This window comes from Amycolatopsis sp. NPDC034160 (assembly GCF_055575355.1).
On sequence record NZ_JBVISU010000012.1, the window covers coordinates 192411 to 219144 of the forward strand.

Annotated in this window: 21 protein-coding genes and 1 pseudogene; 10 read left to right on the forward strand and 12 right to left on the reverse strand. The window is 67.9% G+C overall.

The annotated features are described in order from the left end of the window. Window positions 1–35: 35 nt before the first annotated feature. Window positions 36–1280: a PucR family transcriptional regulator gene (locus ACZ54P_RS24025; protein WP_465463807.1), complete on the reverse strand. Its 1245-nt coding sequence runs from the start codon at window positions 1278–1280 to the stop codon at window positions 36–38. A gap of 89 nt (window positions 1281–1369) precedes the next feature. Here ACZ54P_RS24025 and ACZ54P_RS24030 point away from each other — a divergent pair, with 89 nt between their 5' ends. Genes ACZ54P_RS24030 through ACZ54P_RS24040 form a run of 3 tightly spaced genes read left to right on the forward strand, consistent with a single transcriptional unit; the run spans window position 1370 to window position 4607 of the window. Beyond that, window positions 1370–2863: a flavin-containing monooxygenase gene (locus ACZ54P_RS24030; protein WP_465463808.1), complete on the forward strand. Its 1494-nt coding sequence runs from the start codon at window positions 1370–1372 to the stop codon at window positions 2861–2863. Next, window positions 2860–3759, forward strand: coding sequence for an alpha/beta fold hydrolase (locus ACZ54P_RS24035; RefSeq protein ID WP_465463809.1), 900 nt, complete (start codon window positions 2860–2862; stop codon window positions 3757–3759). Before ACZ54P_RS24030 ends, ACZ54P_RS24035 begins: the two co-directional genes overlap by 4 nt. Next, window positions 3756–4607, forward strand: coding sequence for an SDR family NAD(P)-dependent oxidoreductase (locus ACZ54P_RS24040; RefSeq protein WP_465463810.1), 852 nt, complete (start codon window positions 3756–3758; stop codon window positions 4605–4607). The genes ACZ54P_RS24035 and ACZ54P_RS24040 overlap by 4 nt, the downstream gene beginning before the upstream one ends. Here ACZ54P_RS24040 and ACZ54P_RS24045 read toward each other — a convergent pair whose 3' ends face one another. From ACZ54P_RS24045 to ACZ54P_RS24055, 3 genes are all read right to left on the reverse strand, one after another. Further along, window positions 4608–5285, reverse strand: a complete 678-nt coding sequence (locus ACZ54P_RS24045; protein ID WP_465463811.1) for a TetR/AcrR family transcriptional regulator — start codon at window positions 5283–5285, stop codon at window positions 4608–4610. An 83-nt stretch (window positions 5286–5368) separates the two neighbouring features. Further along, window positions 5369–6676, reverse strand: a complete 1308-nt coding sequence (locus ACZ54P_RS24050; RefSeq protein WP_465463853.1) for a lipase family protein — start codon at window positions 6674–6676, stop codon at window positions 5369–5371. Then, a complete protein-coding gene (locus ACZ54P_RS24055) occupies window positions 6558–7334 on the reverse strand; it encodes a hypothetical protein (protein ID WP_465463854.1) in 777 nt (258 codons plus the stop codon). Before ACZ54P_RS24055 ends, ACZ54P_RS24050 begins: the two co-directional genes overlap by 119 nt. A 72-nt stretch (window positions 7335–7406) precedes the next feature. Here ACZ54P_RS24055 and ACZ54P_RS24060 point away from each other — a divergent pair. After that, a pseudogene (locus tag ACZ54P_RS24060) lies at window positions 7407–7502 on the forward strand (AraC family transcriptional regulator); the annotation flags it as partial. Between the two features lie 55 nt (window positions 7503–7557). On the opposite strand, the gene ACZ54P_RS24065 reads toward ACZ54P_RS24060, so the two are convergent. Beyond that, the gene (locus ACZ54P_RS24065; RefSeq protein WP_465463812.1) at window positions 7558–8718 is read right to left on the reverse strand and encodes a thioester domain-containing protein; all 1161 of its coding nucleotides are present in this window, start codon (window positions 8716–8718) and stop codon (window positions 7558–7560) included. Window positions 8719–9649: 931 nt separating this feature from the next. Between ACZ54P_RS24065 and ACZ54P_RS24070 the strand changes: the two genes are divergently transcribed. Continuing rightward, the gene (locus ACZ54P_RS24070; protein WP_465463813.1) at window positions 9650–11671 is read left to right on the forward strand and encodes a tetratricopeptide repeat protein; all 2022 of its coding nucleotides are present in this window, start codon (window positions 9650–9652) and stop codon (window positions 11669–11671) included. 314 nt (window positions 11672–11985) lie between these two features. Here the strand turns inward: ACZ54P_RS24070 and ACZ54P_RS24075 are convergent, their stop codons facing one another. Next, window positions 11986–13197: a hypothetical protein gene (locus tag ACZ54P_RS24075; protein ID WP_465463814.1), complete on the reverse strand. Its 1212-nt coding sequence runs from the start codon at window positions 13195–13197 to the stop codon at window positions 11986–11988. Window positions 13198–13418: 221 nt separating this feature from the next. On the opposite strand from ACZ54P_RS24075, the gene ACZ54P_RS24080 reads away from it, so the two are divergent. Further along, window positions 13419–16445 (forward strand): AfsR/SARP family transcriptional regulator, encoded by a 3027-nt coding sequence (locus ACZ54P_RS24080; protein WP_465463815.1) that lies wholly within the window; start codon window positions 13419–13421, stop codon window positions 16443–16445. 123 nt (window positions 16446–16568) lie between these two features. Beyond that, a complete protein-coding gene (gene argG, locus ACZ54P_RS24085; RefSeq protein WP_465463816.1) occupies window positions 16569–18017 on the forward strand; it encodes an argininosuccinate synthase in 1449 nt (482 codons plus the stop codon). A 92-nt stretch (window positions 18018–18109) separates the two neighbouring features. On the opposite strand, the gene ACZ54P_RS24090 is transcribed toward argG, so the two are convergent. Beyond that, entirely contained in the window at window positions 18110–19399 is a 1290-nt protein-coding gene (locus tag ACZ54P_RS24090) for an SON protein (protein ID WP_465463817.1), read from the reverse strand. Window positions 19400–19516: 117 nt separating this feature from the next. Continuing rightward, window positions 19517–20701, reverse strand: coding sequence for a PQQ-dependent sugar dehydrogenase (locus tag ACZ54P_RS24095; protein WP_465463818.1), 1185 nt, complete (start codon window positions 20699–20701; stop codon window positions 19517–19519). A 337-nt stretch (window positions 20702–21038) separates the two neighbouring features. On the opposite strand from ACZ54P_RS24095, the gene ACZ54P_RS24100 reads away from it, so the two are divergent. The 3 genes from ACZ54P_RS24100 (at window position 21039) to ACZ54P_RS24110 (ending at window position 24777) form a co-directional block, all read left to right on the forward strand. Then, window positions 21039–21353, forward strand: coding sequence for a helix-turn-helix domain-containing protein (locus tag ACZ54P_RS24100; RefSeq protein WP_465463819.1), 315 nt, complete (start codon window positions 21039–21041; stop codon window positions 21351–21353). Between the two features lie 1090 nt (window positions 21354–22443). Then, window positions 22444–24009 (forward strand): molybdopterin-dependent oxidoreductase, encoded by a 1566-nt coding sequence (locus ACZ54P_RS24105; protein ID WP_465463820.1) that lies wholly within the window; start codon window positions 22444–22446, stop codon window positions 24007–24009. A gap of 90 nt (window positions 24010–24099) precedes the next feature. After that, a complete protein-coding gene (locus ACZ54P_RS24110) occupies window positions 24100–24777 on the forward strand; it encodes a fasciclin domain-containing protein (protein ID WP_465463821.1) in 678 nt (225 codons plus the stop codon). A 60-nt stretch (window positions 24778–24837) separates the two neighbouring features. Here ACZ54P_RS24110 and ACZ54P_RS24115 read toward each other — a convergent pair whose 3' ends face one another. The 4 genes from ACZ54P_RS24115 to ACZ54P_RS24130 are packed head-to-tail and all read right to left on the reverse strand — an operon-like array spanning window position 24838 to window position 26684. Further along, window positions 24838–25143 carry a hypothetical protein gene (locus tag ACZ54P_RS24115; protein WP_465463822.1) on the reverse strand — a complete coding sequence of 102 codons (306 nt, stop codon included), beginning with the start codon at window positions 25141–25143 and terminating at the stop codon, window positions 24838–24840. Beyond that, window positions 25140–25547 (reverse strand): Asp23/Gls24 family envelope stress response protein, encoded by a 408-nt coding sequence (locus ACZ54P_RS24120; protein WP_465463823.1) that lies wholly within the window; start codon window positions 25545–25547, stop codon window positions 25140–25142. The genes ACZ54P_RS24115 and ACZ54P_RS24120 overlap by 4 nt, the downstream gene beginning before the upstream one ends. After that, the gene (locus tag ACZ54P_RS24125) at window positions 25537–26106 is read right to left on the reverse strand and encodes an Asp23/Gls24 family envelope stress response protein (RefSeq protein WP_465463824.1); all 570 of its coding nucleotides are present in this window, start codon (window positions 26104–26106) and stop codon (window positions 25537–25539) included. The genes ACZ54P_RS24120 and ACZ54P_RS24125 overlap by 11 nt, the downstream gene beginning before the upstream one ends. Continuing rightward, entirely contained in the window at window positions 26097–26684 is a 588-nt protein-coding gene (locus ACZ54P_RS24130) for an RNA polymerase sigma factor (RefSeq protein WP_465463825.1), read from the reverse strand. The genes ACZ54P_RS24125 and ACZ54P_RS24130 overlap by 10 nt, the downstream gene beginning before the upstream one ends. Window positions 26685–26734 lie beyond the last annotated feature (50 nt).

Here is a 26734-nt window from a genome sequence, read left to right on the forward strand (position 1 = left end):
CCACCGGTACCGAACGGCCACCGCGGTTCCGGTCCTCAAGCCCCACTTCCCAGCCACCGCAACGTCTCCAGTGCGACGGCCACGTTGACCGCGTTCTCCGCCAACGGCCGGGGGAGCAGCTCGTCGGCCCGCGCCAGCCTCCGCACGACGGTGTTCCGGTGGGTGTAGAGCCGTTCGGCGGTCCGTGTCGTGTTGCCGAGTTCGTACACATAGGACCGGACGGTCTCCCGCGTTTCGGCGTCGGCGTGCCGGAGCTCGCCGAGGGTGTCGGCGACGAATTCGCCCGCCTGGGCCGGATCGCCGGTGAGCAGGGCGAGCAGCTGGATATCCTGGTACCGCGCGATCTGCTGCGGTGAGGTGAGCCGGGCGAGCATCCGCTGTGTGGCGGCGGCGTCCAGATGGCTGCGGCGGAAGCCGTCGATGCCGCTGCCGGGCCGTCCCAGCGCCACCCGGACGTCGGGGTGCGGCGCGAGTTCTTCGGCGAGCCGGTCCGCTCGCGGCGGGGTCCGGCCGGGCAGCCAGACCCACAGGGCGGCGGCGCTGGCGACGACGGTCAGCCGGTGCGAAGCGCCGCTGGCCCGCATGAGCGTTTCCGCGGCGGTTTCGAGCTGCTGGGACGACGGCGTGGCCGAGCCGCTCCAGACGATCGCGGCCGTATGGGGGCCCGCGAGCGGGTAGCCCAGCTGCGCTTCGGCCCGCGATCGGCTGATGGGCGCGCCTTCCAGCAGGAGGGTGACCGCGGCGCGCCGTTCGGCGTGGGCGCCGCGGGTCAGTTCGGTGCGTTCGGCGGCCATCCGCTCGGACACCGCCGCCACGGTGTCCTCGATGAAGGTGGTGATCGACAGCGACGAGACGTCCAGCAGTTCGCGGAGCAGGACGGGGTCGGCGGTGAGATCGAAGCAGATCTCGATCCACCGCCGCCAGGCCACGCCCTGTGCGCGCCGGTAGGCGTCGAGGCCGCCGGAGTCGAAGCCCCGGCGCACCATGTCGCGGGCGCCGTCGAGGACTTCCTGGTTCAGGTTGGCGGGGACCCGCCTGCCCGGATGCTGCACGTTGGCGGCCGCCCAGTGCAGGAGGTTCGCCAGATTCGCGCGTTTGGTCCCCTCGGTGAGCACGGGGTCTTCGGCGACCGCGCGCATACTGTCCCCGCCGAGCGAAGCTTCGTGCAGCTCCTCGATCCATTCGGCGCGCGGATGCAGGACGATCTCCGCCCCGCGCCGGAAGAGATCCCGCGCCTCCGGTGACAGGGTGGGCCATCGCGCTGCGGCACTGTGCACCATGGGCCCATGATGGTGGTGCAGATAGCACTAGCGCAATCCCTCGGTGAACCCTCATCGTGGAGGGAACCGAGACGAGGCTGGAGTACCGCATGACGACGAGCACACCCGTCGAGCACCTCGACGTGGTCATCATCGGTGCCGGGATTTCCGGGATCGGGGCCGCGCGCTACCTGAAGACCGAGAACCCGGGCAAGAAGTTCGCCATCCTGGAGGCCCGCGGCGCGTCCGGCGGCACCTGGGACCTGTTCCGCTACCCCGGCATCCGGTCGGACTCCGACCTCCACACGTTCGGCTACGAGTTCAAGCCGTGGCGGGACAAGCAGTCCATCGCCGACGCACCGCGAATCCTGTCGTACCTGCGGGAGGCGGTCACCGAGAACGGCCTCGAACCCAGCATCCGGTATCACCACAAGGTGGTCTCGGCCGACTGGTCGAGTGACGAGGCCCACTGGCTGCTCGAGATCGAACGGACCGACACCGGTGAGCGCACCCGGTTGAGCGCGGGCTGGCTGTTCAACGCGGGTGGCTACTACCGCTACGACGAGGGCTTCACCCCGGACTTCGCCGGTCGCGACCGTTTCCAGGGCACGATCGTTCATCCGCAGCACTGGCCGGAAGACCTCGATCACGCCGGCAAGCGCGTCGTCGTGATCGGCAGCGGCGCCACCGCGGTCACCCTGATCCCGGCGATGGCCGGAACCGCGGCGCACGTCACGATGCTGCAGCGCACCCCGACCTACGTGATGCCGGTGCCGCGCGAGGACAAGATCGCCAACGGCCTCCGCAAGATCCTCGGTGAGGAGCGGGCCTACGCGCTCACCCGCCGCAAGAACATCCGCAAGGGCCTCGCGGTCTGGCAGTTCTGTCAGAAGTTCCCCAAGCTCGCCCGCTCGCTCATCCGCTACGTCAACAAGAAGCAGCTGCCCGCGGGCTATCCGGTCGACGAGCACTTCAACCCGCCGTACGACCCGTGGGACCAGCGGCTGTGCGCGGTGCCCGGCGGCGACCTGTTCGCCGCCATCCGCAAGGGTGACGCCGACGTGGTCACCGACAAGATCGCCACGTTCACCGAAAAGGGGATCCTGCTGGAATCCGGACGGGAGCTGGAGGCGGACGTCATCGTCACCGCCACCGGGCTGAACCTCCAGGTGTTCGGCGGTGCCTCGTTCAGTGTCGACGGCGAACCGGTCGTGCTCTCGGAAACCGTCGCCTACAAGGGAATGATGCTCTCGGGCGTGCCGAACCTGGCGTTCGCGATCGGCTACACGAACTCGTCGTGGACGCTCAAGATCGGTCTGCTGTGCGAGCACTTCTGCCGCCTGCTCGCGCATATGGACGCCCATGGCCACGACGTCTGCCGTCCCGTCCCCGCCGACCCGGACATGCCGACGCGCCCGTTCCTGGACTTCGCCGCCGGATACGTCCAGCGCGCCCTCGACCAGCTCCCGCGCCAAGGCGACCGCATGCCATGGCTGACCTCGATGAGCTACCACTCCGACATCAAGCTGCTGCGCGCGGACGACATCACCGATCCCGAGCTGCACTTCTCCCGCGCCGAGGTCCGGGAACCGGTGAACTCATGACCGACGAGTTCGCCGACCTTCCCGGCGGCCCGCGGATCTGCTACCGCCAGGACGGGCCCGCCGACGGCACCCCGCTGGTGCTCATCGCCGGTCTCGGGCTCGACCTCACTTCCTGGCCGCGGCGGATGATCGACGGATTCACCGGCCAGGGATTCCGCGTCGTCCGGTTCGACAACCGGGACGCGGGCTGCTCCGATCGCATCAAGGCGCCGAATCCGGGCAAACTCCGGCAACTGCTGGCCAAACCCCTCCCGGGTGCCTACGACCTGGGCGACATGGCCGCCGACACCGTCGGTCTGCTGGACCATTTGGGCATCGAGCGCGCGCACCTGGTCGGTATGTCGATGGGCGGCATGATCGCGCAGACCGTCGCTGCCAGGAACCCCGGCCGCGTCCTGTCGCTGACGTCGATCTTCTCCACCACCGGGCACCGCAGGGTCGGGCAGCCGGCGCGGTCGACGTTGCTGCGCATGGCAAGGCGGCCCGCCCGGACGGTCGAGGAATCGGTGGTCGGGCATCTGGCGATGATGGGCCACCTCGGCTCGGCCTCGTTCCCGCTGGACAAGGACGTCGAAACGGCCTGGGCCACCGGCCTGTGGGAGCGGGCGGGCGGGCGGCGCGCCCGCAGCGGCATCGCCCGCCAGATCGGCGCGATCCAGGCCAGTGGCGACCGCACCGCCGAACTCGGCCGCATCACCTGCCCGACGATCGTCGTCCACGGTGACAGCGACCGCATGGTCCACCACAGCGGCGGGCGCGCGACCGCCAAGGCCGTGAAGGGCGCTCGTTACGTGGAAATCCCCGGGATGGGCCACCACATCGCCCCGGATCTGGTCGATCGGCTCGTCGAGCTCACCACCGGACTGGCCTCGAACCCGACAGGAGAAGCCCGATGAACACCGTTCGTGGCAAGGTCACCGTCGTCACCGGCGCGGGCTCCGGAATCGGACGGCAGCTGGCGCTGGAACTGGCGAGGCGCGGCGCCCGGCTCGCGGTGTCCGATGTGGACGAAACCGGTCTCGCCGAGACGGTCGCCGAGGTCAAGGCCCTTGGAGCGGAAGTAGAAGGCACGACGCTCGACGTCGGAGACCGGGCGGCCTTCGTGGCGTACGCGGCCGCGGTTGCCGGGCGATTCGGGGTGGTGCACCAGATCTACAACAACGCCGGAATCGCGGGCGGCGGTCAGACGATCCTCGAAACCGACTGGGAGAGTTACGACCGCACGCTGGTCGTCAACCTCTTCGGCGTCATCAACGGCACCAAGGCCTTCCTGCCGCACCTGATCGACTCCGGTGACGGACACGTCGTCAATGTCTCCAGCCTCAACGGTTTCATGGCCCAGCCGACGCTCACCGCGTACTGCGCCAGCAAGTTCGGCGTCCGCGGCTTCACCGAGGCGCTGCGCACCGAAATGATCCGCGACCGGCATCCCGTGCACGTGACGGTGGTGCACCCGGGCGGGGTCAAGACCGGCATCGCCTCGTCGGCGCTGAAAGAAGCCCAGGCCCGCGGCATCGAGCCCACCGCCGAGCAGCTGGAGCGTGTCCGGCTGTACAACGAAAAGCTGCTGAAGATGCCGGCCGAACGGGCCGCCCGCATCATCGTCGACGGTGTCGAAGCGGGGAAACCGCGGGTGCTCGTGGGCAACGACGCCAAACTCGTCGACAGGCTCGTCCGGCTGTTCCCGCGCCATTACCCGAAGCTGATCGTCGACTTCGAACGGCGGCGCTTCGCCCGCTCGTGATCAAGGCCGGGCGGCGTCGATGCCCTGGTGCCCGAACAATCCGAGCAGCCAGGTGTAGCGGACGGCCTCCCGCGCCTGACCGTAGGCGTCTTCGGTGCCGTTCCAGATGGCCTGCGTGATCAGCTCGATCGTCGCGGCGACGACCGTCCGCGCGGTGAACGGCGGCGGTGCCGGCAGCGCGGGATCGGTGGCACGCAGCCATTTCGCCGTCCGCTCGAAGACGGCTTCCCCCGCGCGCAAGGTGGTTTCACGCGCTTCGAGCCCGGCGTCGCCCAGCGCGTAGATCTCCAGCAGGACCGCGCGGACGGCCGTCGGGCGGCGGTGCACGTAGTCGACGAGGAAGTCGCAGCAGGCGGTGACCGCGGCCAAGGGGGTCGCGGCTTCGGCAGCCACGGCGACACCCTGCGCGATGAATTCGGCGGTGGTCTGGCGGTAGGCGGTGAGGAACGCGTCCTGCTTGTCGGTGAACTGCTCGTAGAACGACGTTCGCGACACCCCCGCGGTGGCGGTGATGTGGCCGATGGTGGTGGCGACGTAGCCGCGGGTTCCGGTGTTCTCCAGGACCGCGTCGATGAGCCGGGCGCGCTGGGTGCCCGCGACCTCGTCGCGGCTGAGGTTGTGCGGCCCCTTGGGCAGCTTCCGGCGCGCCGGAAGGGCGGCGGGGTCTCGCTCGGTCACCCGCAGCACGGTACCGATCCAGAGCCTCGTGAGTGGTAATGACGGTTAGAACCGTCATTACCACTCACGACCAGTGGACCGCCTCAGCCGACCGGCACCTCCGGCGCGAGAGAGTTCCCGGGCGCGATCTTCCCGCAGCTGGACGGCGCGGCCTTGCCCGCGAACCGGTCGTTGAGCCAGCCGATCGCCAGCGGCGCCCAGACGACGGCCGCCCCGACGTGGCTCAGCGTGTTGTACTGGTCGTACTTGACCGACTTGTTGCCGGTTTCGCAGTACTGCCGGGCGAGCGCGCGCACGTCACCCGCGACCATCACGCCGTCGCCGGTCCCGATGCCCGGCGGATTGCCGAAAGTGCCCTCCAGGACGCCGTTGTTGCCTTGCGCGATGAAGGCGGGGACGGTGGGCGTCGGCGCCGAACCGAGGTTGACCTTGTTCACGGCCTCGACGTACGGCAGCACGGTATTCGGGTTCACGTATTCCGGTTTGACGAACTTTTCCCACGTCAGCCCGGGATAGCGGCCGATCGCGTCGACGATCGACGCCTTCTCCATGTCCTTGAGCACCTGGAGGCCATAGGGGTTCGCGTACGGCTTGAGATCGATTTCGAACGACCGGGCGATACCGATGAGCGCCATCGGGATGACGCCGGTCCACGCGACACTTCCGTTGACGTACTTGAGATTGTGCGAGGGTTTGACGAGCACCCCGCCTTCGGTGAAGCCGACGAGATTCTTGTTGACCTCGGGCGCGTAACCGGGCGCGAGTGCCGCCGCCCAGCCGGTCGCGATGGCGCCTCCGGAATAACCGAGGAGACCGAAGCGCGTTTTGTCGTTCATTCCCGTTTCCGGGGCGCGGGTCGCGGCGCGGATGGAATCCAACGTGTTGGTGCCGTATTCCGGCCCGGCCGCGAAGTTCGCGTCCTGTCCTTCGGTGTCGGGAATGACGACGTTGTAACCCTGCAGCAGGGAGGGTGCGATGAGCAGCGACTCCGCGTTCGCGATCAGGCCACCGAGCGAGACGTCACCGGCGATCGCGCGCGACGGCCCGTGCTCGGGGTTGAGCGAATCGTAGAACGACTGGTACGAAACGGCTTTGGTGCTGTCGCCGGTGAGGCTGCGGAGCACCGAAGTGACGTTGGCGGACGGTTTCCCCAGCGCGTCGGTGGTCCGGTAGAGCAGCTGGGTCACCTTGAGCGGCGTGGAAATGCCGATGACGTGGTAATTCAGCGTCCGGGTCTTGAGCACTGTTCCGGGGCTGTACGACGACAACGGTTCACTGCCGTCGTAGCGGTAGAAGGAATCGGTTCCGGGAGCGGCGGTGGCGGCGGGCGCGGCGACGAAAGCGAGGACGAACGCGATCGCGACGGCCAGCAGGCGTGCGGGCTTTTGGATCATGACTCCCCTTTGAATCATGAAGTGGATCACAGTGGGATGATCCGGAACCTACCAGCCGGTAACTCATGATGTACAGAGGCGTACATGATTTATCGACGGGAATTTGACGGTTTTCCACGCGCGGCATTCCGATTTGGGCCGAGCACGGCTCCGACAGGGTCCGCGTTGTGATCCAGCACAAAAGCGGCAGTGCGATCAGGGGATCAGCGCGATACGCAGGGAGGTGTGATCGGCGATCGTGCCGATGACGGGGCTCGCGAGGCCGCCGATACTGACCGTCAGGCCGAGGGTGCCGCCGCTGGCGGTGCCGACCCGGGTGGGCAGGTAGATCCTGCGACAACGTGATCCGCAGGGAGAAGGGGATGTACAGGCCCACCGCGGCCAGTAGGACGAACGGGAAGAAGCCCGGGCCGGGGACGAACACGACTCCGGCGACCGCGACGATGGCGCCGAGGTACGACCAGCGCACGAGGGCGACTCGCTCCCAGCGCTCCGCCAGCCTGCTGCCCAGCAGGGTACCCACGGCTCCGCCGAGGAAAAGCAGGAACAGCGCGGCGCTGCCCGTCGTCGTCCCGCCGCCGGTCCGCTCCTGGGCGTAAAGCGAGACAAAAGTGCTCAGTCCGATGAAGACGATCGAGTGGAAGACGACGGCCAGCGACAGTTTCCCGAACGACTTCCAGTCGTCCGGCCCCGCCTTGTTCCTGCGGTGACCGCCTGTCATTGAACGGTGGCGCATGCCTGCGGCTGGGCGTCCACCAGCGCCTTCATCGACGTCTTCCGCCGCGCCTTCGGGCATACGCCGGGTACGCATCACGACCGGTGAACGACGAACGGGATCGGTCCACTGTGGACCGACCCCGTTCTTCGTCGAGATATTCTTACGCCTCGCTACGGCGACGACGCACCAGCAGCACCATCAGCACACCCGCGCCGAGGAGCGCGCCGCCGATGGTCAGCGGCAGGGCCGCGGAAGCGCCGGTGTTCGCCAGTTCGTCGCCGCCACCCGACTCGGCGCCACCGGGGGTGGTGGTGGGGGCCGGGGTGTCGGTGGCGGGCGCGCCGCCCTGCTTCCAGTTCGCGGTGGCGTTCGCGACGACCGAGGTCTTCTCGGACTCCGCGACGATCAGCGACTGGGCGGGGACCTTGGCGTAGTTCTCGCCCACGAACAGGCGGCCGGTGTCGAGGTGCCCGCTGACCTTCAGCGCGAACGAACCGGAGCCGTCCTTGGCGTCCTTGGGCACGTCGACGTAGACCTTGGTGCCGTCCTTGATGGCGCCGGCCTTGATCTCCTTGCCGTCGGCGTCGGTGACCTTGACGCCCTCGGGCAGCTTGCTCGTCAGCTGGGTGATGTCACCGGTGGTGGCGACGCTGAACGGGCCGATCCGGGTGCCGGTCGCGCCCGAGGCCTTGGCCGGGCCGATGTCCAGGGTCGGCTTCGGCTGCTGCCCGATACCGGCGTTGTCCTTGCCGGTGAGGTAGTCGTAGAGGGCCAGCACGTCGGCCGACGACTTGGCGTCGGCGTCGATCAGCGGCTTTTCGCGGTCGAGGTTCTTGCCGTCGCTGAAGTGCCAGACGGCGGCTTGGGTCGCGGTGACGGCTTCACCGACGGACAGGCCGTCGGTCAGCTTGACGTCCTTCTTGCCCAGCGCGCCCTCGAGCGACTTCACGGCGACCGCCGGGTAGCCGTGGTGCAGGACCCAGTTGATCTTCGCGTTGTTCTTGTTGAACGGTGAGGCGGCGTCCGGGTACTTGTTCCACGGGCGCTCGATCATGTCCTGGTCGGTGCGCATGCCGACCTCAACCTGGACGCAGTACATCTTGAGCTTGCTGCCGTCGGAGAGCTTGAGCTCGAACAACTGCGGGACATAGTGCTTGGGATCCCCGAAGTTGACGCTGTAGCCCCTCTGGCCGACGCCGTCGATGACCCGGCCACGCGCCGCGCCGTCGTCGGCGAGGGCGGCCGGAGCGGCCATCGTCAGCGCGACGGCCGCGGAAGCCACCGCGATCCCGCCGCGAACCAGAACTGACCTGCCGTGCATGTGTCTCCCATCCGAATACGGACCACGTATGTCAGTGCCGTGTGCGACCACAGGCCCCGACCGCAACGGCTCGCCCGAACAGGGGATGAGTAATCCCATCGAGCGAGAGCGGAGCATACAGAGGTCACACAAGTGGCTACTCCGGGGCATGGGCAATGTCCGAATTGCCCCGAACGAGGGATGAACGCAACGGAAACGATCTTGGGCGAGTAGATGGCCGAGTAGCCGACGTGCTGCGACAGCGGCACGAGTCCGCCTATGTCGTGCGTCCGGCTGTCCTGAACCCCGCGGCCGGGTATTCGGGCGGAATATCCCCCGTAAAAGGGAATCATTCGCCTGTCCTGAAGTGCTTCTGGAAAAGGATCCAGTACCGTCCCTTTTTTGGCTGATATTCGGCTCGCCGCCGATGCGGATTGCAGGTATTGGCGGTCGCGGAAGCATGCATGAGGGGACTGAGTGTGCGAGATCACAGTACGTGGCGATACCACTCGGTGCTCCTGCATTCAGCGGTATCCGCCCCTTCCGATCGCGCACAAGTCTTGCTTCTTTCGGGTGGATATACCGGTTTCGGGGAGGAAGGTCCCGCTTGGCGAGGTAGACAGGGAGGTTCGAGGATTTGTCTGGAGTTCTCGGATGAGGCGTGGCGGTACGGCACGATGTGGATCCGTGTCCGGGTGTTGCAGGGACAAAAGAATACGGCCGTGTGGGGGGATCACGAGCATGCGTTCTTCAGTGTGGGCGCCATCCGGAAAACCGCTGTTTCGGCCATCACTGAATGCGGTGTCGCTTCGGGAAGAATGGCGGCCGCGCAAATCGGATTCGGCCGGCGACCGTTCGGGGCGCGGCCATGGGGGATGACATCGGGACGGTGTCGCCGCAAACCGCCGTACTATCACCTTCGCGTCCCCCCGTCCCCCGGCAGTTGCCTCCGGTGCCCGCGCATTTCACCAGCCGGATCGCCGAACTCGAGGCGCTCGACTCGGCTGCCGCCTGCCAGGAGGGCGACCCGGTCGACCGATCGCCCGCGGTGACCGTCGTGGTCGGCCCCGGTGGAGTCGGCAAGACCGCGCTCGCCGTCACCTGGGCGGTCCGGAACGCCGAGCGTTTCCCGGCGGGCCAGCTGTACGCGGATTTGCGAGGGTTCTCGCCGGAGACGGCGGTGCCGCCCGAGGACGCCCTTGGCGCGTTCCTGCGCGCGCTCGGTGTCCCGCCGGAACGGGTACCGGTCGGCTTGGCCGAGCAGTCCGCGCTGTTCCGGACCATCACGGCGGGACTGCGGCTGCTGCTGGTGGTGGACAACGCGATCTCCGCCGCCCAGGTGCGGCCGCTGATCCCGGCCTCGTCGGGTTGTGTCGTGGTGGTCACCAGCAGGCTGAGGCTGGACGGCCTGCACGCGGAGGGCGCGCGGTTCGTCGACATGGCGCCCCTGCCGCAGGAGCACGCCGTCGAGCTGCTGAAGCGCTCGGTGGGGAAGTCGCGGGTGGCCGCCGAACTGTCCGATGTGACTGCGCTGGCGACCTTGTGCGGCCGGTTGCCGATCGCGCTCCGGGTCGCGGGCGCGAGATTGGCGTCGCGGCCGAAGTGGCCGGTGGCCCGGATGGTGGCGGAGCTTCGTGACGAACGAGTGCGGTTGGCGAAGCTCTCGCCGGTGGGTGAGGCGTCGTTGACGGCGACCTTCGACTCGTCCTACGCCGCCCTGCCGCCGCACGCCGCCCGGCTCTATCGGCTGATCAGCGAACATCCAGGCCTGGCCGTCGAAGTGGGGGTCGCGGCCGCGGCCGTACGGGTCCCCGAAGACGAGGCCGCGGACGGGCTGCAGGCGCTGGCGGACGCGAGCCTCCTCGAAGAGGTCGGCGAGGGCAGTTACCGCTTCCACGATCTGGTGCGGTTGCACGCCAAGTCGATACCCGACGACGAACGCTTCGACGTCGTCCCCCGGATCGCGGACTGGTACCTGCACCGGATGACCCGGGCGAACATGGTGGTGATCCCGATGAGATGGCGGGTCGGCCCCGTGCGCGCCCGGTACGAGGGTTCGCCGCCACTGTTCGATACGGGCGCCGAAGCCCTTCGCTGGCTGGACGAACGGTTGCCGGACATCGTCGAGGTGCTCGAAGAGACGTTCGCGCTCGGGAACGACGAACTGACCTGGCAACTGTGTGAAGCTCTCTGGGAACTTTTCACGTACCGCAAGCACTATCAGCGGTGGATCCGGACGCACGAGATCGGGATCGCCGCGGCACACCGGTGCTCCGACCCGGTGGCCGAAGCACGGTTGCGCTGCCAGCTGGCCCGCGCCTACCTGGATCTGGGGCGCTTCGAGGCCGCTGAGCACGAATGCTCGAAAGCGGTGGAACTGGCACGAGGAGCGGGAAGCCGGCACAACGAGTCCGTGGCACTGGACCGGCTGGGCATGGCGGCCCAAGGGCGCGGCGACTTCGAGCGGGCGGTCGAGTTCTTCAGCGAAAGCCTGGTGATCGAAGGGGAACTCGGGATCGACCGTGGCGTGGCACTGAGACACCGCCGGATCGGTGAGGCCTTGCTCCAGGCGGGCCGGACCGCCGACGCCGTGCGGCACTTGAGTCTCGCGCAAGAGATGTTCATCGAGATCGGTGATGTGAAGGCCGAGGCCCGGGTCTGTGTGGTACTGGCGCTGATCGGGGCGCGCGCCGGCGAGATCACCGCGGCGAAACGCGAGCTTGAACGCGCCGCCGCGGTGTTCGCCGAGTCAGGTTCGCCCGTCTATCAGGCCGAGGTGCAGGTCGCTTTCGCCGAGGTCGCCGAGTTCGAAGGTGATTTCGACGCCGTTCGCTTCCGGCTGAGCCAAGCGCTCGAGCTGTGCGGTCCGGTCGGCGGGCCGCTGGTCGAGCGGGTCCAGGCTTGGCTGGGGGCCTTGGACGCCCGACCTGATCGACCTCAGCCGCCGGAGTCGGCGACGGCCGAGCAACCATAGATACGCCCCCGCGCCCGCCAGTGCGGCGGACTCGCAAGGGATGACGGCCAGGTCTCCTGTGCGGTCGCCGACAAGGCAGTGCCCGGGTGGGCAGGGGATGGCGACGATCGTGAGACCGGGCAGTCGGTCGAACGCGCCCGCGATCACGGCACGGGCGTCCGCGGCACTTACTGGTCCGGAGTGGACCAGTACGTCGGCGAGAGAAGCGGGGATGCCGTCACCGGCCGTGGCGAGGAGGAACGAGCTTCCTCCCGCGTCGATGCGGTGGATCCCGGTGTGAAGCGAGGAAGTGACGCGCACTCGCGCCGCCGGGATCAGCACGGCAGCACCTCCGCGATCGGCACCGGCGACACCGGGATCGTCCTGACGGGTTCGGTCAAGCCGAGGAGCCGGTACATCTCGGTGCGCAGGATCGTCCCCGCGCGGCCCGGGCGAGACGACAGCAGCGCGCGGACCCGCTCGGCCACGCCGGCGGACTCCGCCTCGCGCAACCGGGGGACGAGTGGTCCGCCGGGCGTCCACCGTGGCGCGTGTTCGGCGATGACCGCGCTGGGCGTGCCGGGCAACAGTGGCTGCGTGCCGTCCACGGCCAGGAGCACCGGCTTGCCGATGCCCGCCGCGTAGCCGGTCACGGAGCCGTAGTCACCGATGACGTGGTCGGCGGCGACCAAGGCGGCCCGCCAGCTTCCTTCAGGACGCAGGAGAGTCAACCCGGACCGCAGACTGTCGGCCAGCCACGCGCGAATCTGCCAGCGGCTGTGGTGGGACCAGATCTGGGGGTGAAGGACCCCGAGCACCTGGAAACGCTCTGGCGGAAGTTCACTGAGAACTCGCTCGAACAGGTCGTGATGACGGCCGAAGGCCGAGCGGTCGGACCAGGTCGAGGTGACCACCACCAGACGGCGGTCGTCGGAGACACCCAGGCCTCGCCGGTAATGGTCGCGGAAGGGAAGGCTGGCGGTGAGCCGGTCCAGGGCGATGTCGCCCGCGACGATCGCGGCCGGGAGCGCGCGGGGGCAGGTCTCGGCGAGGATGTCCATCTCACGGTCGTGAACGAGCACGATCGAGTCGGCGCGCACCCGCCCTTCTCGCATCAAGAGGCTCGAGTCGAGTCCGATCTGGGGACTCCAGCCGTGTCCGGCGTCCTGCGGTCGCGACGGCCGGTACTGGCCGAACCCGCCGCCATGGGGGATCAGCAGTACCGGTCCGGTGACCTCGTCGATGCCACGCTGGCTGGCGGCGAGGACGAGGTCGTAGTCGCCGCGGCGGGCTTGTGCCCACGGCAGGACGACTCCGTCCTGGCGGTCCACGAAGTCCCGCGTGGCGCGCCAAGACTCCCACGGCTCCGGCACCGTGAAGACGACTTGGAGTCGGTGATCGGCTTCGAGTAAGGGAAGGAGATCGAGCAGCCGGTTTCCGGCGACGATGTGCGGCATCATCACCAGCACGGACTTGACGCCTTTGCGTGTCGCGAAGCGGAGGTCAGGACTCCCCACCGGACTGCGTTCCCAAGATGACTCGGTCATGTCATTCCCCTCGTTCGAACTCCGGTATCCGCAGTCAGCATGGGAGCGAACGTGGAGAAAACGGCTTTTGCCCGTTGTCAGTCCATTGACAATTGATCAACGATGATCGCCACTGGTTGACAAATATGTCGATTACCTGGCCTTATGCGCCGCCCGGTGGAAAAATGATCCTGCGGGACAGGGGTGGCGAACCCGGTTCGCCATGGGGAAGAGGAGTACTCGTGGAAATCGCATTCGGAATTCTCGGGCAAACGGCCATGCTCATGCACGGGAATGTGGACGTGAACTGGGCGGGTCCGCGGGCGAGACAGGTGCTGGCCGCGCTCTTGACCGCGCCGAATCGGCGGATGCCGGTGGACGTCCTCGTGGACTGGGTATGGGAAGAACACGAGGAACCGCCACGGGACGCCCGCTCGACGCTGCATCAGTACGCGGCCAGGCTTCGCCAGGCGTTCCACGAAAAATCTGTGCCCGCACAGGTGAGTGTCGGCAAAGGTGGCTGTCTCCTGGAGGTCGAACCGGCACTGATCGACCATGTCGGATTCCGGGCCATGATGGACAAGGCCGGCGGATTCCGCCGGGACGGGGAGCACGACCGCGCGCTGATCGAGGCACTCGCGGCCGTCCGGTTGTGGCGAGACGACGCCTTGTCCGATCTGCGTACCGAACGCGCCGACGGATGGCGCACCAGGTGGATCCGCGCGGAGTGGATTCCGGCGAACGCATTCGTCGTCACCGAACAATTGGCGATCGGCCAAGCCGAGGCTGCCGTGCGGAGACTCGGGGAGCTCGAGCAGGCGCATCCGATGGAATTGATCTTCGCGAAATTGCGTATTCGAGCACTGGTCGAGGCCGACCAGCCCGCGGAAGCCACCGACTTCTTCCGCGCGATGCACGGCACTTACCGGGAGCTGGGAGAAATACGGGCGGCGGAGGAACTCCGGGCGGTCTACGAGAAAGTGGTCATTCGACCGGAACAGGCGATGCCGCGGCGGGGACGAACGATTTCTGATTCCGCCGGGCAGCCGGAGTACGCGATCCGGCATTTGCCGCCGGACATCGACGACGTCACGGGCAGGGTCGATCTGATCGCCCTGCTCGACGCCTGCACGACCGATTCGGCGGGTGCTCCGCGACGGTCCACCGTGGTGGTGACCGGAGGGCCTGGAGTCGGGAAGACGACCTTGGCGGCCAAGTGGGCTCATCGCGCCGAACGACGCTATCGGCACGGCGCGGTCATGCTGGATCTTCGTGGTGACAGTCGAGCCGCGCGGGCCGATGCGGGCGAAATAGTCGACACTCTCTTGTCATTGCTGGATTTTCCAGTGGATCAAGTGGTCAATCCGATCGCCCGTGCGGCGAAACTGAGCGCACTGCTCGCCCGGCGCTCGATGCTCGTCATCCTCGACAATGTGCGCAGTACCGATCAGGTCGCGCCCCTGCTGGGTGTCCTGTCGTCCTGCACGGTGCTGATCATTTCGCGGTGGCGGTTGAAGTCCCTGTCGGCGAAACTGACGCCGCCGGTGATCACGGTCGGCCCGCTCGAAGACCGCTATTCCTCATCTTTGTTGACCCGGCGGATCGGGCCCCGTGCGCGAGACGACGTCGCGGGGATCGAAGAGCTGGTGCGGCTGTGCCAGGGCAACCCGTTGGCGCTGACCCTGGTGGCCGAACGCGCGGTGTCGCGAGCGGGCACGCGGATGCGGACCTTGGCCGGTCATCTGCGCGCGGCGGAAATGCTGCTGGACCTCGGTGACGAGGGGGACTGGCCGGGTACGAGCCTGCGTTCCGCGTTCGCTCTTTCCTATCAAGCCCTCCAGCCCGCGGAACGGCGCGTGTTCGCGCTGATCGGCCTGCATCCGAGCGCCGAGGTGACCGGAGACGCGATCGCCGCCGCGGACGGGCGCCCGGTGCCGGAGGTGCGCCGGTCGCTCGACGTGCTGGTCGCCGCCCACCTGATCGAGCATCCGGCCGATCTCGACCGCTATCGCGTGCACGATCTGCTGCACCTGTACGCCGCGTCACTGGCCGCTCAGCTGTCCGATGTGGACCTCGCACGAAGGAAAATGTTCGAGTTCTACCTGAGAATGGTCATCGACGCGTATCGGGTTCAGGTCCCGCACAAGAGCCTGCTCGACTTGCCGCCGATGGTACCGACGGAGTGGACGTGCACGCTTCGTACCGTCACCGAAGCGCGGCAATGGGTGTTGAGGGAAAGAACCACCCTCATGGGGGTTATCGCCGCTTCGGAAGGCGTTTTGAACACCATCGCGTACGCCATCCCCGCGATGACAACGGAATTCTTCCTTCTCCAGGGACGGTTCCCCGATGCAGTCGAGGGGCTGACCATCGCCGTCCGCGCGGCGGCGGCACAGGGTGACGTGGGTGCGCTGGCCTCTTGCCTGAACGATCTGGCGGTCGTGCACATGTTCATCGGCGCCGACGACGCCGCCGAACGGTGCCTGCTGCGCGCGCTCGAACTGGTCGACGCCCATGGGATCACGATCGGCGGCCTGACGGTCAGGTTGAATCTGGCCCGTGTGCACTTCCACGCCGGTCGCGCGGCGGAAGCGGTCGAAAGGTATCGGAAGGTGCTGCCGTCCGTTCGTGAACTGGGCGAACCGATGTTGTGTGCCAGCGCGGAACGCCGATTCGCCGACGCGCTGGTCGAGATGGGCGGCCACGACGAGGAGGCGCTCGGTCTGTATCGGGAGTCCCTGCGGCGACGGCGTGAGGCCGGCGATGCCACCGAGCTGATGCGGGCGCACATCGCGCTCGGGGCGTTGTTGGTCCGGCTTGGCAGGCTCGCCGAAGCGTCAGTGGAATGTCAAGCCGCGGTGACATTGGTCGACGCGAGTCAAGACCTTCCGACGGTCATGAAGCTCAACACGGTGCTCGCCCAACTGCGGCATGCCGAAGGTGATGACCCTGCGGCGTTGCGGCACGCGCACCGCGCGGTCGATCTGGCGAACCGGACACAGCACGCGACCGGGCAGGCGCGGGCTCTCTCGGTCCTGGCGGCCATCGTGTGCGATCACGGCAACCCCGATGCCGCGCGGGAGCTGTGGAGGGATGCCGCGGAACTCTTCCGCGGCCGGGCGCGGACGGCGAAGGCCGGCGCGATCGAGGCCTTGCTGGCCGAACTCGACGCGCACGGTCCCCTCGTTCCGGCGGCTCGTGAAGCTGTGGGAGACACCGTGGCGATGCCCTCACCGCATCTCCGCATCCTCCGCGGGAACGGTGCCTGAGCCTCTCCATGTGCGTGGGGGAGCCTGCGGAGCAGGGTATGTGCCCTGTCCCGCTTGCCCATCCGAGTTGCCCTGCTCACCCCGGCTTGCATGGTCATACACACCTATGCATATACTTCCATCATGTCCAAGGTACTCACCTCTCTGCCTGTCGGCGAACGCGTCGGGATCGCCTTCTCCGGCGGCCTCGACACCTCGGTAGCGGTCGCGTGGATGCGCGAGAAGGGTGCAGTGCCGTGCACCTACACCGCTGACATCGGCCAGTACGACGAGCCCGACATCGCCTCGGTCCCCGGCCGGGCGAAGGCCTACGGCGCCGAAATCGCGCGTGCCGTCGACTGCAAGGCCGCGCTGGTCGAGGAAGGGCTCGCGGCGCTGTCCTGCGGCGCCTTCCACATCCGCAACGGCGGTCGCACCTACTTCAACACCACCCCGCTGGGCCGCGCGGTCACCGGCACCCTGCTGGTCCGCGCGATGCTCGAGGACGACGTCCAGATCTGGGGTGACGGCTCCACCTTCAAGGGCAACGACATCGAGCGGTTCTACCGCTACGGCCTGCTCGCGAACCCGTCCCTGCGGATCTACAAGCCGTGGCTGGACGCCGCGTTCGTCAGCGAGCTCGGCGGCCGCAAGGAGATGTCCGAGTGGCTGCAGGCCCACGGGCTGCCGTACCGGGACAGCACCGAGAAGGCCTACTCCACCGACGCGAACATCTGGGGCGCGACGCACGAGGCCAAGTCGCTGGAACACCTCGACACCGGCATCGAGATCGTGAACCCGATCATGGGTGTCCGGTTCTGGGACCCCGAAGTCGAGATCGCGCCGGAAGATGTCACGATCGGCTTCGAGCAGGGCCGCCCGGTGACGATCAACGGCAAGGAGTTCGCCACCGCGGTCGACCTGGTCCTGGAGGCCAACGCCATCGGCGGGCGGCACGGGCTCGGCATGTCCGACCAGATCGAGAACCGGATCATCGAGGCCAAGAGCCGCGGCATCTACGAGGCGCCGGGCATGGCGCTGCTGCACGCGGCGTATGAACGGCTCGTCAACGCGATCCACAACGAGGACACCCTCGCCAGCTACCACAACGAGGGACGGCGGCTCGGCAGGCTCATGTACGAGGGCCGTTGGCTGGACCCGCAGGCGATGATGCTGCGCGAGTCGCTGCAGCGCTGGGTCGGCGCGGCCGTCACCGGTGAGGTCACCCTGCGGCTGCGGCGTGGTGAGGACTACTCGATCCTCGACACCACCGGCCCGTTCTTCAGCTACCACCCGGACAAGCTGTCGATGGAGCGCACCGAGGACTCGGCCTTCGGCCCGGTGGACCGGATCGGCCAGCTCACCATGCGCAACCTCGACATCGCCGACTCACGCGCCAAGCTCGAGCAGTACGCCGAGCTCGGCATGGTCGGGGGCACCCACCCGACGCTGATCGGCGCCGCGCAGGCGGCGTCGACCGGGCTGATCGGGGCGATGGACGCGGGCGGCGCCCAGGCGATCGCCTCGCGCGGCAAGGCTTCGGGCGACGACGAGCTGCTCGACCACGCGGCCATCGAATTCGGCACGGACTGACCCGGACCAACGGGACGCGAAAGCGCCGGGCGCGCGGCATCGAAGCCGTTCGCCCGGCGCTGTTCTGTCTTCCGGTCGAGGACCGGCAGGGATCACCGGCCGCCGATCTCGGCCCGCCTCCGCCCCAATTCGTCGACGAGCCGGGTGATCTCGACCTGACCGATCGCTTCGGCCAGCACGGAGACCGCCGCGATGCTCTGGATCTGATACTGGACCGGTACTCCGCCGGAGGCCCGTGACCGCGCCTCGGCATCCGCCTTCTTCTCCGCTTCGACCGAGGCGAAGACACCGCCGGCGCCGCCGTTGACACAACTGATCGAACCGGATCCGTTCAGCGGCAGGGTCGCCGTGTTCCGGCAACTCCCCGCACCCCGGCCCTCGATGGTCACGTTCGCGGTCATGGTGGCGTTGACCTGGCCGGTGACCTTCCCGCCGCTGTTCGCCGACGCGGAGTTCGACACGTTGGCGGTCACCGTGCATCCCGAGGTGCTGCAGGCGACCGTGGCCGCGCCGTCCATGTCGAACCGCACGCCGGTGTCGACCGCACCGGAGAGCTTCTTGGTGTTCGACACCAGATCCTCGTAGACGGCGTCGGTCTCCTGCGGCGACAGAGCGTCCACATCGGACTCGCCGATGCCTGCACTGGAGGGGAGCTGCGGCCGCGATTCCGGCACTGGCATCGTCGGCGGCTTCGGGACGGACGGCATGCCGCCGGGCATCTTCACCGAGTACCGGAGCAAACGATGTGGTGCTTCCTTCGAGACGTAGAGGTCGCCGGCGGGTGTGCTCGCCTTGATCGCCGGGACGTCCCGGACCGTCTCGTTCTGGTCGCCGTCGATCTCCCCGGCCCGCTCGAATGCCTCACGCAACCGGGCGGCGAGTTTCTCCGGTGCTTCGAACTGCTGCAGCACCGGGCCGAACAGCGCTTCTTCGCCGGTGATCCAGCGGTCCTTGAGGTCTTCGGCGGCCGAAGAGTCCGCTTGCGAACCGGGCAGCATGCCGTCGGGTGCCTTGAAGTAGACCTTGCCGCCGACGACGAGGATCTCGATGTTCCGGCCCTGGAAGGAGATCGTGCCGGACGTCTCGCCGAACGCCGTCGTCTTGACGTCGGTCTTCATCATGCCACCGACCGCGGAGGTGCTGTTTCGCACCGCCGGCGCCGAAGCGAGTCCCGCGAGCGCCTGCTCGAAGGGCTCGCGGCCCGCTTTCGAAGGCCACAGCAGCCAGGTCGTCAGTCCGGCGACGAGCACGACCACGAGCCCGGCGATGCCGCCGAACAGGAGCCACCGCCGGGGGTTCCGGGCGGGCGGCGCCGGGGCCGGTTGGGGGACCCAGCCCTGCGGCGGCCACTGCGCGCCTTCGGGTGGGAATGTGTGCTCCACGTCGCCTCCATCGCTGAATTCACCAGACGGCATCACGCTATGGAGGGATGATGAAAACTTGATGAAACGCCGGCCGGGTCCTCGGCCGCGCCGGGCGGACGCGGCCGAGGACCGGGCTCACCCCTTGCGGGCGAACGAGATCCGGTGCAGCCCGCCGGACTGCTCGTCGGCCAGGTACAGCTCGCCGTTCTGGTCGGTGCCGAACGTGGTGGCGTCGAGCGGGAACTCGCCGATCCGGGCGCTTTCGTAGCTCCCGTCGGCCTTCTTGCGCACGGCCCAGGCGGTGCCCTGGCAGAAGTCGGTGGCGAGGTAGGTCCCACCTGCCAGCGAGGCGTATTTCCTGCCGCGGTAGACGTACCCGCCGATCACCGCGCAGCCTTCGGCGCCCGAGATGTAGTGGAAGACCGGATCGGTGTAGGCCACGCCGTCCTCGCACCGCGTCTGGTCGAACACGACCGGGCCTTCCTTGCAGGACCAACCGAAGTTCGCGCCACCCTTGCCCGCGGCGAGGTGGTCGACCTCCTCGAACCTGCCCTGGCCGACGTCACCGATCCACAGCGAGCCGTCTGCCGGGTCGAAGGAGAACCGCCACGGATTACGCAGCCCATACGACCAGATCTCCGCCCGCGCGCCGGTGACACCGACGAACGGGTTGCTTGCCGGGACGCAGTACCGCAGCGGACGGCAGGCGCGATTGACGTCGATGCGCAGGATCTTGCCGAGCAGCGTGTCCAGCCGCTGCCCGCTGGCCAGCGGATCGGCCGCGCCGCCGCCGTCGCCGATCCCCCAGTACAGGTATCCGTCCGGGCCGAACGCCAGCTGCCCGCCGTTGTGGTTGGGGAATTCCGAATGCGGCTGGGTCACCAGTTCGGTGAGTTCGCCGGTGTCCAGCCGGACGCGCCCCAGCGTCACCGCGCTGTCGGACTTGCGGGTGTAAGCGACGTAGACCCGCTTGTCCTCGGCGACGGCCAGCCCGAGCAACCCGCGTTCGACGTCCGCGCCGTTCACCTTGTCACTGATGTCCAGGACCGGTTTGGCGGCGAGCCCGGTCCGGGGATGGTAGGCCCGGACGACCCCTCTCTTCTCCACGACGAGGATCCGGCCGCTGCCGTCGTTGAGCGCCGTGATCGCGGTCGGATTCACCAGCCCGGACGCGACCTTGGTCGCCGTGGCGGTCAGCTCACCGAGTGGAACACCCCCGGCTGCCTGGGGTTCCGCGCTGCTCGCGGTCGGAAGGAGTGCTCCCGCCAAGGCGAGGCCTGCCACCAGGGACAACCCCCGGCGAAGGTGCCGTCGCGTCATGTGGACTCCAATCACCGTTGAATGGTCTGGTCCAATTCAACAGCGGCCGGAGCAGCGGTGGTACCTCCAGATGCGAGCTTCTTGTCGGTTTGTTTCCCCCGAAAGTCGGCCTCTGGACCATCGCATTGCTTCGAAGCAAGGCGCGAGATAGTCACTACACGGCTCGCGAGTCACGTCTGACACGCCGTTAGGAACACCACATTCGAGTGAAGCACTCGGTTGGCGGTGTGAGACTGGCCGTTCGTGCCCTTGTCTGGAGGATCGGGATGGAGCCTGGTGGCCGGGTTCCCTCAGATCGGGCAACGAGCGATCAGCTGTGTGGGGCGGCGATGATCCGGTGACCGAAGGCGACGAAGGCGCGGGCGAGCCCGCCGAACTCGTCCGCCTCTACAACAACGGCGCGACGATCGAGAGCCTGGCCGACAGGTACGCGCTGAGCTATCGCAAGGTGCGGACCACTCTGCTGGCCGCCGGGGTCACCCTGCGGCCGCCGAAAATCCAGCTGCCACCCACGCCGCCGGGACTCGTTAACGCCTACCTGGCAGGCCGAAGCATTCGGCAGCTGGCGGACATCCACGGCATGAGCTACAACCAGACCCGCCGAATCCTTCTCGCGGAAGGCGTGGTCCTCCGCCCCAGAGGGCGACAGTAGTCACGGCGGACGCTCGCTCGGAGCCGGTTTTCCGGGCGAGCGTCGCCGCCCGGAAAACCGGGTGCCCTACTCGCAGCACACGACCTTCATCGTCACACTGCGTACACAATCCAGATGTAGCGCTCCATGCCGCTCGCCTGCTCCTTTCGCATGTCATAGTGGTCATCGGCGCTGCCGAATGAGGTCGAATCTCTAGCTTCATGAAGTACTACTGCGCTTTTTGAGCAGACTTGGAGCGAGGGCACCTTGTGGGTGACTGAGGGAAGATTACACATGCTCAAACGACCGGAAGAACCGCCCCACACCACTTCTGAGTAAAGGCCGTCAGCGACACGCGACACGATGGTTTGACGTGCTGTTTCACTGTGCGACTACGCAAGCGGTCCCGGCGCTGGCGTCGCCGACGCGAGCCGCGCGGGACTGGCGGAAACCCTCGGAACGCGACACGCCAAGTTTACTAACGGGTAGCCGCTGAATCAGTCCAATTTGTGAACGATATTCATCACTAACGTGTTCGCTGGCCGTAGGTAAATCACCACTGAGTAGCATTCCGCAACGCGCATTGGTACTTTAAGGTGATTACTCACCGGTACCTTAATCGCCTGTTGTGACACGTCGGCCTTCCGTGTCGTCTCCGTGGCTGGTGGGGCCGTGAGTGCCAAGGGGGGACGGTCGCGAGAAGTGTCGTCGGTGGACGGTCGAGAGCGGGCCGAACCCGAGCAGGGTCTGGCGAAGTCGCGACGATGAAGGAATCGGGACGTTGAGTGTCCTGCTTCCTTCATCGTCGATCTCGGCACCTGGACGGGGAGGATTCCGGACGTTGAACGTCCGGAATCCTCCCCGTCCAGGTCAGCCGGAGGTCGTGGCCGACCTGACGTTGATCAACGGGGGATCGGGGCCACTCAATGTCCCAATCCTCCATCGTCGATCCAGGCATCCGCTGGACCTGGCTCAAGGGGCCGTGTCCGTTTCGTGACCTTTCCGCGGCCGTGCCCGCTTCGAATACTCCGCGAGGCGTTCTGCGGATTCACGTTTTCCTTGTATTTCAAGAAAAACCAGTCCGCGACCGCGTCGGTCGCGAATACCTCATATGAAGACTTCGCGAGCGAGCCAGGATCGACGCCTCCCGTTGTTCGGGGCGGCGGCGCTCGGCGTCGTGGCTCTCGCCGCGGCACTGGCGGCCGGGCACCTCGTCGCCGGCTTCATCAACGCCAACGCCTCGCCGTACCTGGCGGTCGGCAACGGGGCGATCGACCTGACGCCGGTGGAGCTGAAGGATTTCGCGGTCCGCACGTTCGGTGTCTACGACAAGCTCGTACTGCTCGGCGGCATGGCCGTGGTGATGGTGCTCGCCGCCGCGGCGGCCGGGGTTGCTTCGCGCCGGGGGCCTGTGCCGGGGCTGATGCTGATCGCCGCGTTCGGTCTCCTGGGCGGATTCGCCGTCTCTCAGCGGCCCGACCTGTCCACGGTCGCGCTGCTCGCGCCGCTGGCCAGTCTGGTCGCCGGGGTCGGCGTGTTCTTCTGGCTGCACCGCCTGGCCATGGCGAGGGTGCTCGCGGTGGAAGAGGCGCCGGATGGCGAAGTCTCCCCGTCGCGCCGGTCGGTGCTGCTGGCCGGGGCGAGTGCCGTCGTCGCCGCGGGTGCGGCGGGGGCGGGCGGCCAGCTCTTCGCCGGAAGCCGTGACGCCGAGTCCTCGCGGGCGGCCGTCGGGCGGCTGGTGCCGGTCCGCGCGGCGCCGCCGATCCCGGCCGACGCGGATTTCGCCAAACTGGGCACGCCGACGTTCCTCACCCCGAACCGCGACTTCTATCGCGTAGACACGGCTCTGTCCGTACCGCAGGTCCGGACCGAGGACTGGAGTCTCCGCCTGCACGGCATGGTGGCCGACGAAACGCGGTACAGCTATTCCGACATCCGGGACCGGCCGCTGATCGAACGCACGATCACCATGACGTGTGTGTCCAACGAAGTCGGTGGTTCCTATGTGTCCACGGCGAACTTCATCGGCATCGACCTCGGGGATCTGTTGCGGGAGGCCGGAATCCTCCCCGGTGCCGAGCAGGTCTTCTCCACCAGTGTCGACGGCTGGACCTCCGGCAGTCCGGTCGCCGCCGCGCTCGATCCGGAGCGGGGTGCGATGCTGGCGATCGGGATGAACGGGGAACCGCTGCCGGTCGAACACGGTTTCCCCGCCCGCCTGGTCATCCCCGGTCTTTACGGCTACGTATCGGCGACGAAATGGGTCAAAGACCTCGAGATCACGACCTGGAAAGCGCGCCGGGCGTACTGGCTCGACCGCGGCTGGGGCGAACAGGCCCCGATCAAAACGCAGTCCAGGATCGACAGTCCGAAAGGATTCGAAACGGTATCCGCCGGCAAGGTCCGTATTTCGGGTGTCGCGTGGGCACAGCACACCGGCATCGACCGGGTCGAAGTCCGCGTCGGCTCCGGGAACTGGCAGCCCGCAACGCTTTCCCGCGAGGTTGGCCGCAACACCTGGCGGATGTGGTGGACCGAATTCGACCTCCCGGCGGGCAGTCATCAGGCCGTCGTCCGCGCGATCGACAAATCCGGCTACACGCAGACCGACGCCCGCGCCGGAACGGTGCCGGACGGGGCGACGGGCTGGCACACCATCAGTTTCACCGCCCGGTGATCGGGGTCACTCGAAAGAGGGGCAATCCGATCCCGCGGCAGTTCCGAATACCTGGTAAGAGCCCGAAAAAAACAAATGGAGTGATTTTCCGTGAGCAAGCTTCGCGTCGCAGGAATCGGTTTCACCGCGGTCACCGCGCTGGCCCTGACCGCCTGCAGCAGCAACGACAGCGCTTCGTCCGGCAGCTCCAGCAGTGCCCCCGCGCCCGCCCCGTCCTCTTCGATGTCGGCCCCGATGTCCAGCGCCGCTTCCGGTGACGGGGTCACCACCAACGCCGACGTGTTCGGCCCGGCCTGTTCGAAACTGCCGCAGGGCAGCGAGCCCGGTTCGCTGGACTCGATGGGCCCGCAGCCCGTCGCCAGCGCCGCCTCGACCAACCCGCTGCTGACCAAGCTGGTCGCCGCGGTCAAGGCCACCAACCTGGTCGACACCCTCAACAGCCAGCAGGCCATCACCGTGTTCGCGCCCGCCGACCCGGCCTTCCAGGCGCTGGGTGACGCGAAGTTCGCCGAGCTCGCGGGCAAGCCGGACCAGCTGGCCCCGATCCTGCAGTACCACGTCGTCGGCAAGCGTTACGACGCCAAGGGCCTGGAGTCCGCCAAGTCGGTGGAGAGCCTGAACACCGCCGGGGGCCCGGTCAAGATCGAAGGCTCCGGCGAGAACATGACCGTCAACGGTGCCAAGGTGCTGTGCGGCAACATCCCCACCAAGAACGCCACCGTCTTCGTCATCGACAAGGTGCTCACCCCCGGCACCAACAAGAACTAGTCCTCTCCACAGATCGCGGTGGCCACGCCCTCGGGCGCGGCCACCGCGATCGTCGTTGGGTCAGGGAGTCAGCGCGGCGGCGTCCACATCGGTCACCACGATCCGCAGGCTCGCGTGCTCCCAAGCGGTTCCGGCCAGTACGGCGCGCAGGACGGCGCCGGCGGTCTTCGTCAACGGCGGGATCGGCACGCTCAGCGCGACGACGCGGATCTCGACGACGTTCTCGGAGATGTCGACGGCCATCACGTCGATGTCCCACGGCAGATTCGCCGCGACGGCCGTGGTGGACGGCGTCGCCGCGCGCAGTCCCGGCACGTCGCGGAGCGCGCTGAGCAGCGACGCGGTCAGTTCGGCACGAGCGGTCACAACAGTCCTCCACGGATTTCGATGTCCAGAACAGTCACCGAGACGGCGGAGGGCGTGAGCCCCGTCGCCTCGGTGACGGCGCGGCTGACCGCGCGCTGGACCGCCTGCGCGGTCGCGGCGGTCTGATCCAGTCCGGTGACCGAGAGATCGATCTCCACCCGCACGTCCGGCGGATCGTGGTCGACGAACGCGCGGACCCCTTCGGTCGGCGCCGGGTCGAGCCCCTTGATCCGCTGCCGCGCTATCCGGGTCAGCGAACCGGCCAGCCCGCGCAGGCCGGGTTCCAGGCGGGCCACCCCGAGGACCTTCGCCGCGGCGTGCGCGGCGACCGCCGCGATCACCGGCGGGGTGATCACCGTTTCGACCAGCTGCCCGGCCGGGGCCGTCGGCTGCTCACGCGTCATAGATGTCCTCCACCACCAGATCCAGCCGGGTGAGCCGGATACCGACGCGGGCGCCCGCGGCCCCGGTGACCCGTTCCCGGACGACCTCCAGCGCGTCGCCGTCGAAATCGTGCGCTATCGCGAGGCTCAGTTCCACATCCACGCCCGGCGCGTCCGAGGGGTCTTCCGCCGAACGCCGGACCCAGCAGCGCCGGGCGCGGACCCCGTCGACGGTGTCGGCGGCGAACCGCAGCACCGCCGCGACGGCCTGGTCGCTCACCTGGACCTCGCCCGGTTCGGGGCTGGCCAGCGGCACCAGGTCACGGCGCCGTACCTCGGCGCGGACCGCGGACATGATCCGGCCGACGAGATCGGGCGAAGGCTCGGTGTCGTCCTCGGCGAGTTCGTGGGTCAGTCCGCGCAGCACCCGCAGGCTTTCGCGGGTCGCCCGGCAATGCGGGCAGTCGAGTTCGTGCGCGTCCGCCCGTCCGGCGTCGACCTCGTCGAGCCGTTCCCAGACCTGTTCCACATCACGGCCGCACGGCAGAAGGTAGTCCTGAGTCGCGTGGTTCATCGCCATGGCGCCATCACCTCCGCCAACTGTGCTCGTGCTCGTGCGATGCGTCCGCGCACCGCGGTGGTGGTCGCCCCGATCGCCTTCGCGATCTCCTCGTAGGAGCGCCCGTGGACCTCCCGCAACAGCCAACAGGCCCGTTGCTCGGCGGTCAGCTGGTCCAGCGCCCCGGTCAACGCCACCATCTGCGCGCTCGTCTCCGCGGCGCGGTCCGGCCGCCCGGCGGAACCGGCGGACTCCTGCTGATCCAGTTCGACGTCGGCCACCGGTTTCCTGGCGCGGATGACGTTCAGGCACCGGTTGGTCGTCATCCGGTAGAGCCAGCCGACGAACGCCGCGTTCTCCTGCAGCTGGTCGAGCCGTCTCCAAGCGACGAGAAACACCTCCTGGACGACGTCTTCGGCGTCTCCCTTGTTCCCGAGCATGCGCAGCGCCAGCCGGTACATGGTCCCCTGGAACCGCAGAACGAGCTGCTCGTACGCGCGGATCTCGCCGTCACGGGCCCGCGCGACCAGCGTCGCGTCGTCCAGCACCGTCTCGCCGGCGGCGGGTGCGGTCGCGTTCTCTTTCGCCGACGTCGTCATCCAGCACACCTGTGCAGTGCCGCCATGCCGAAGCTCCCTTCACGCCACCC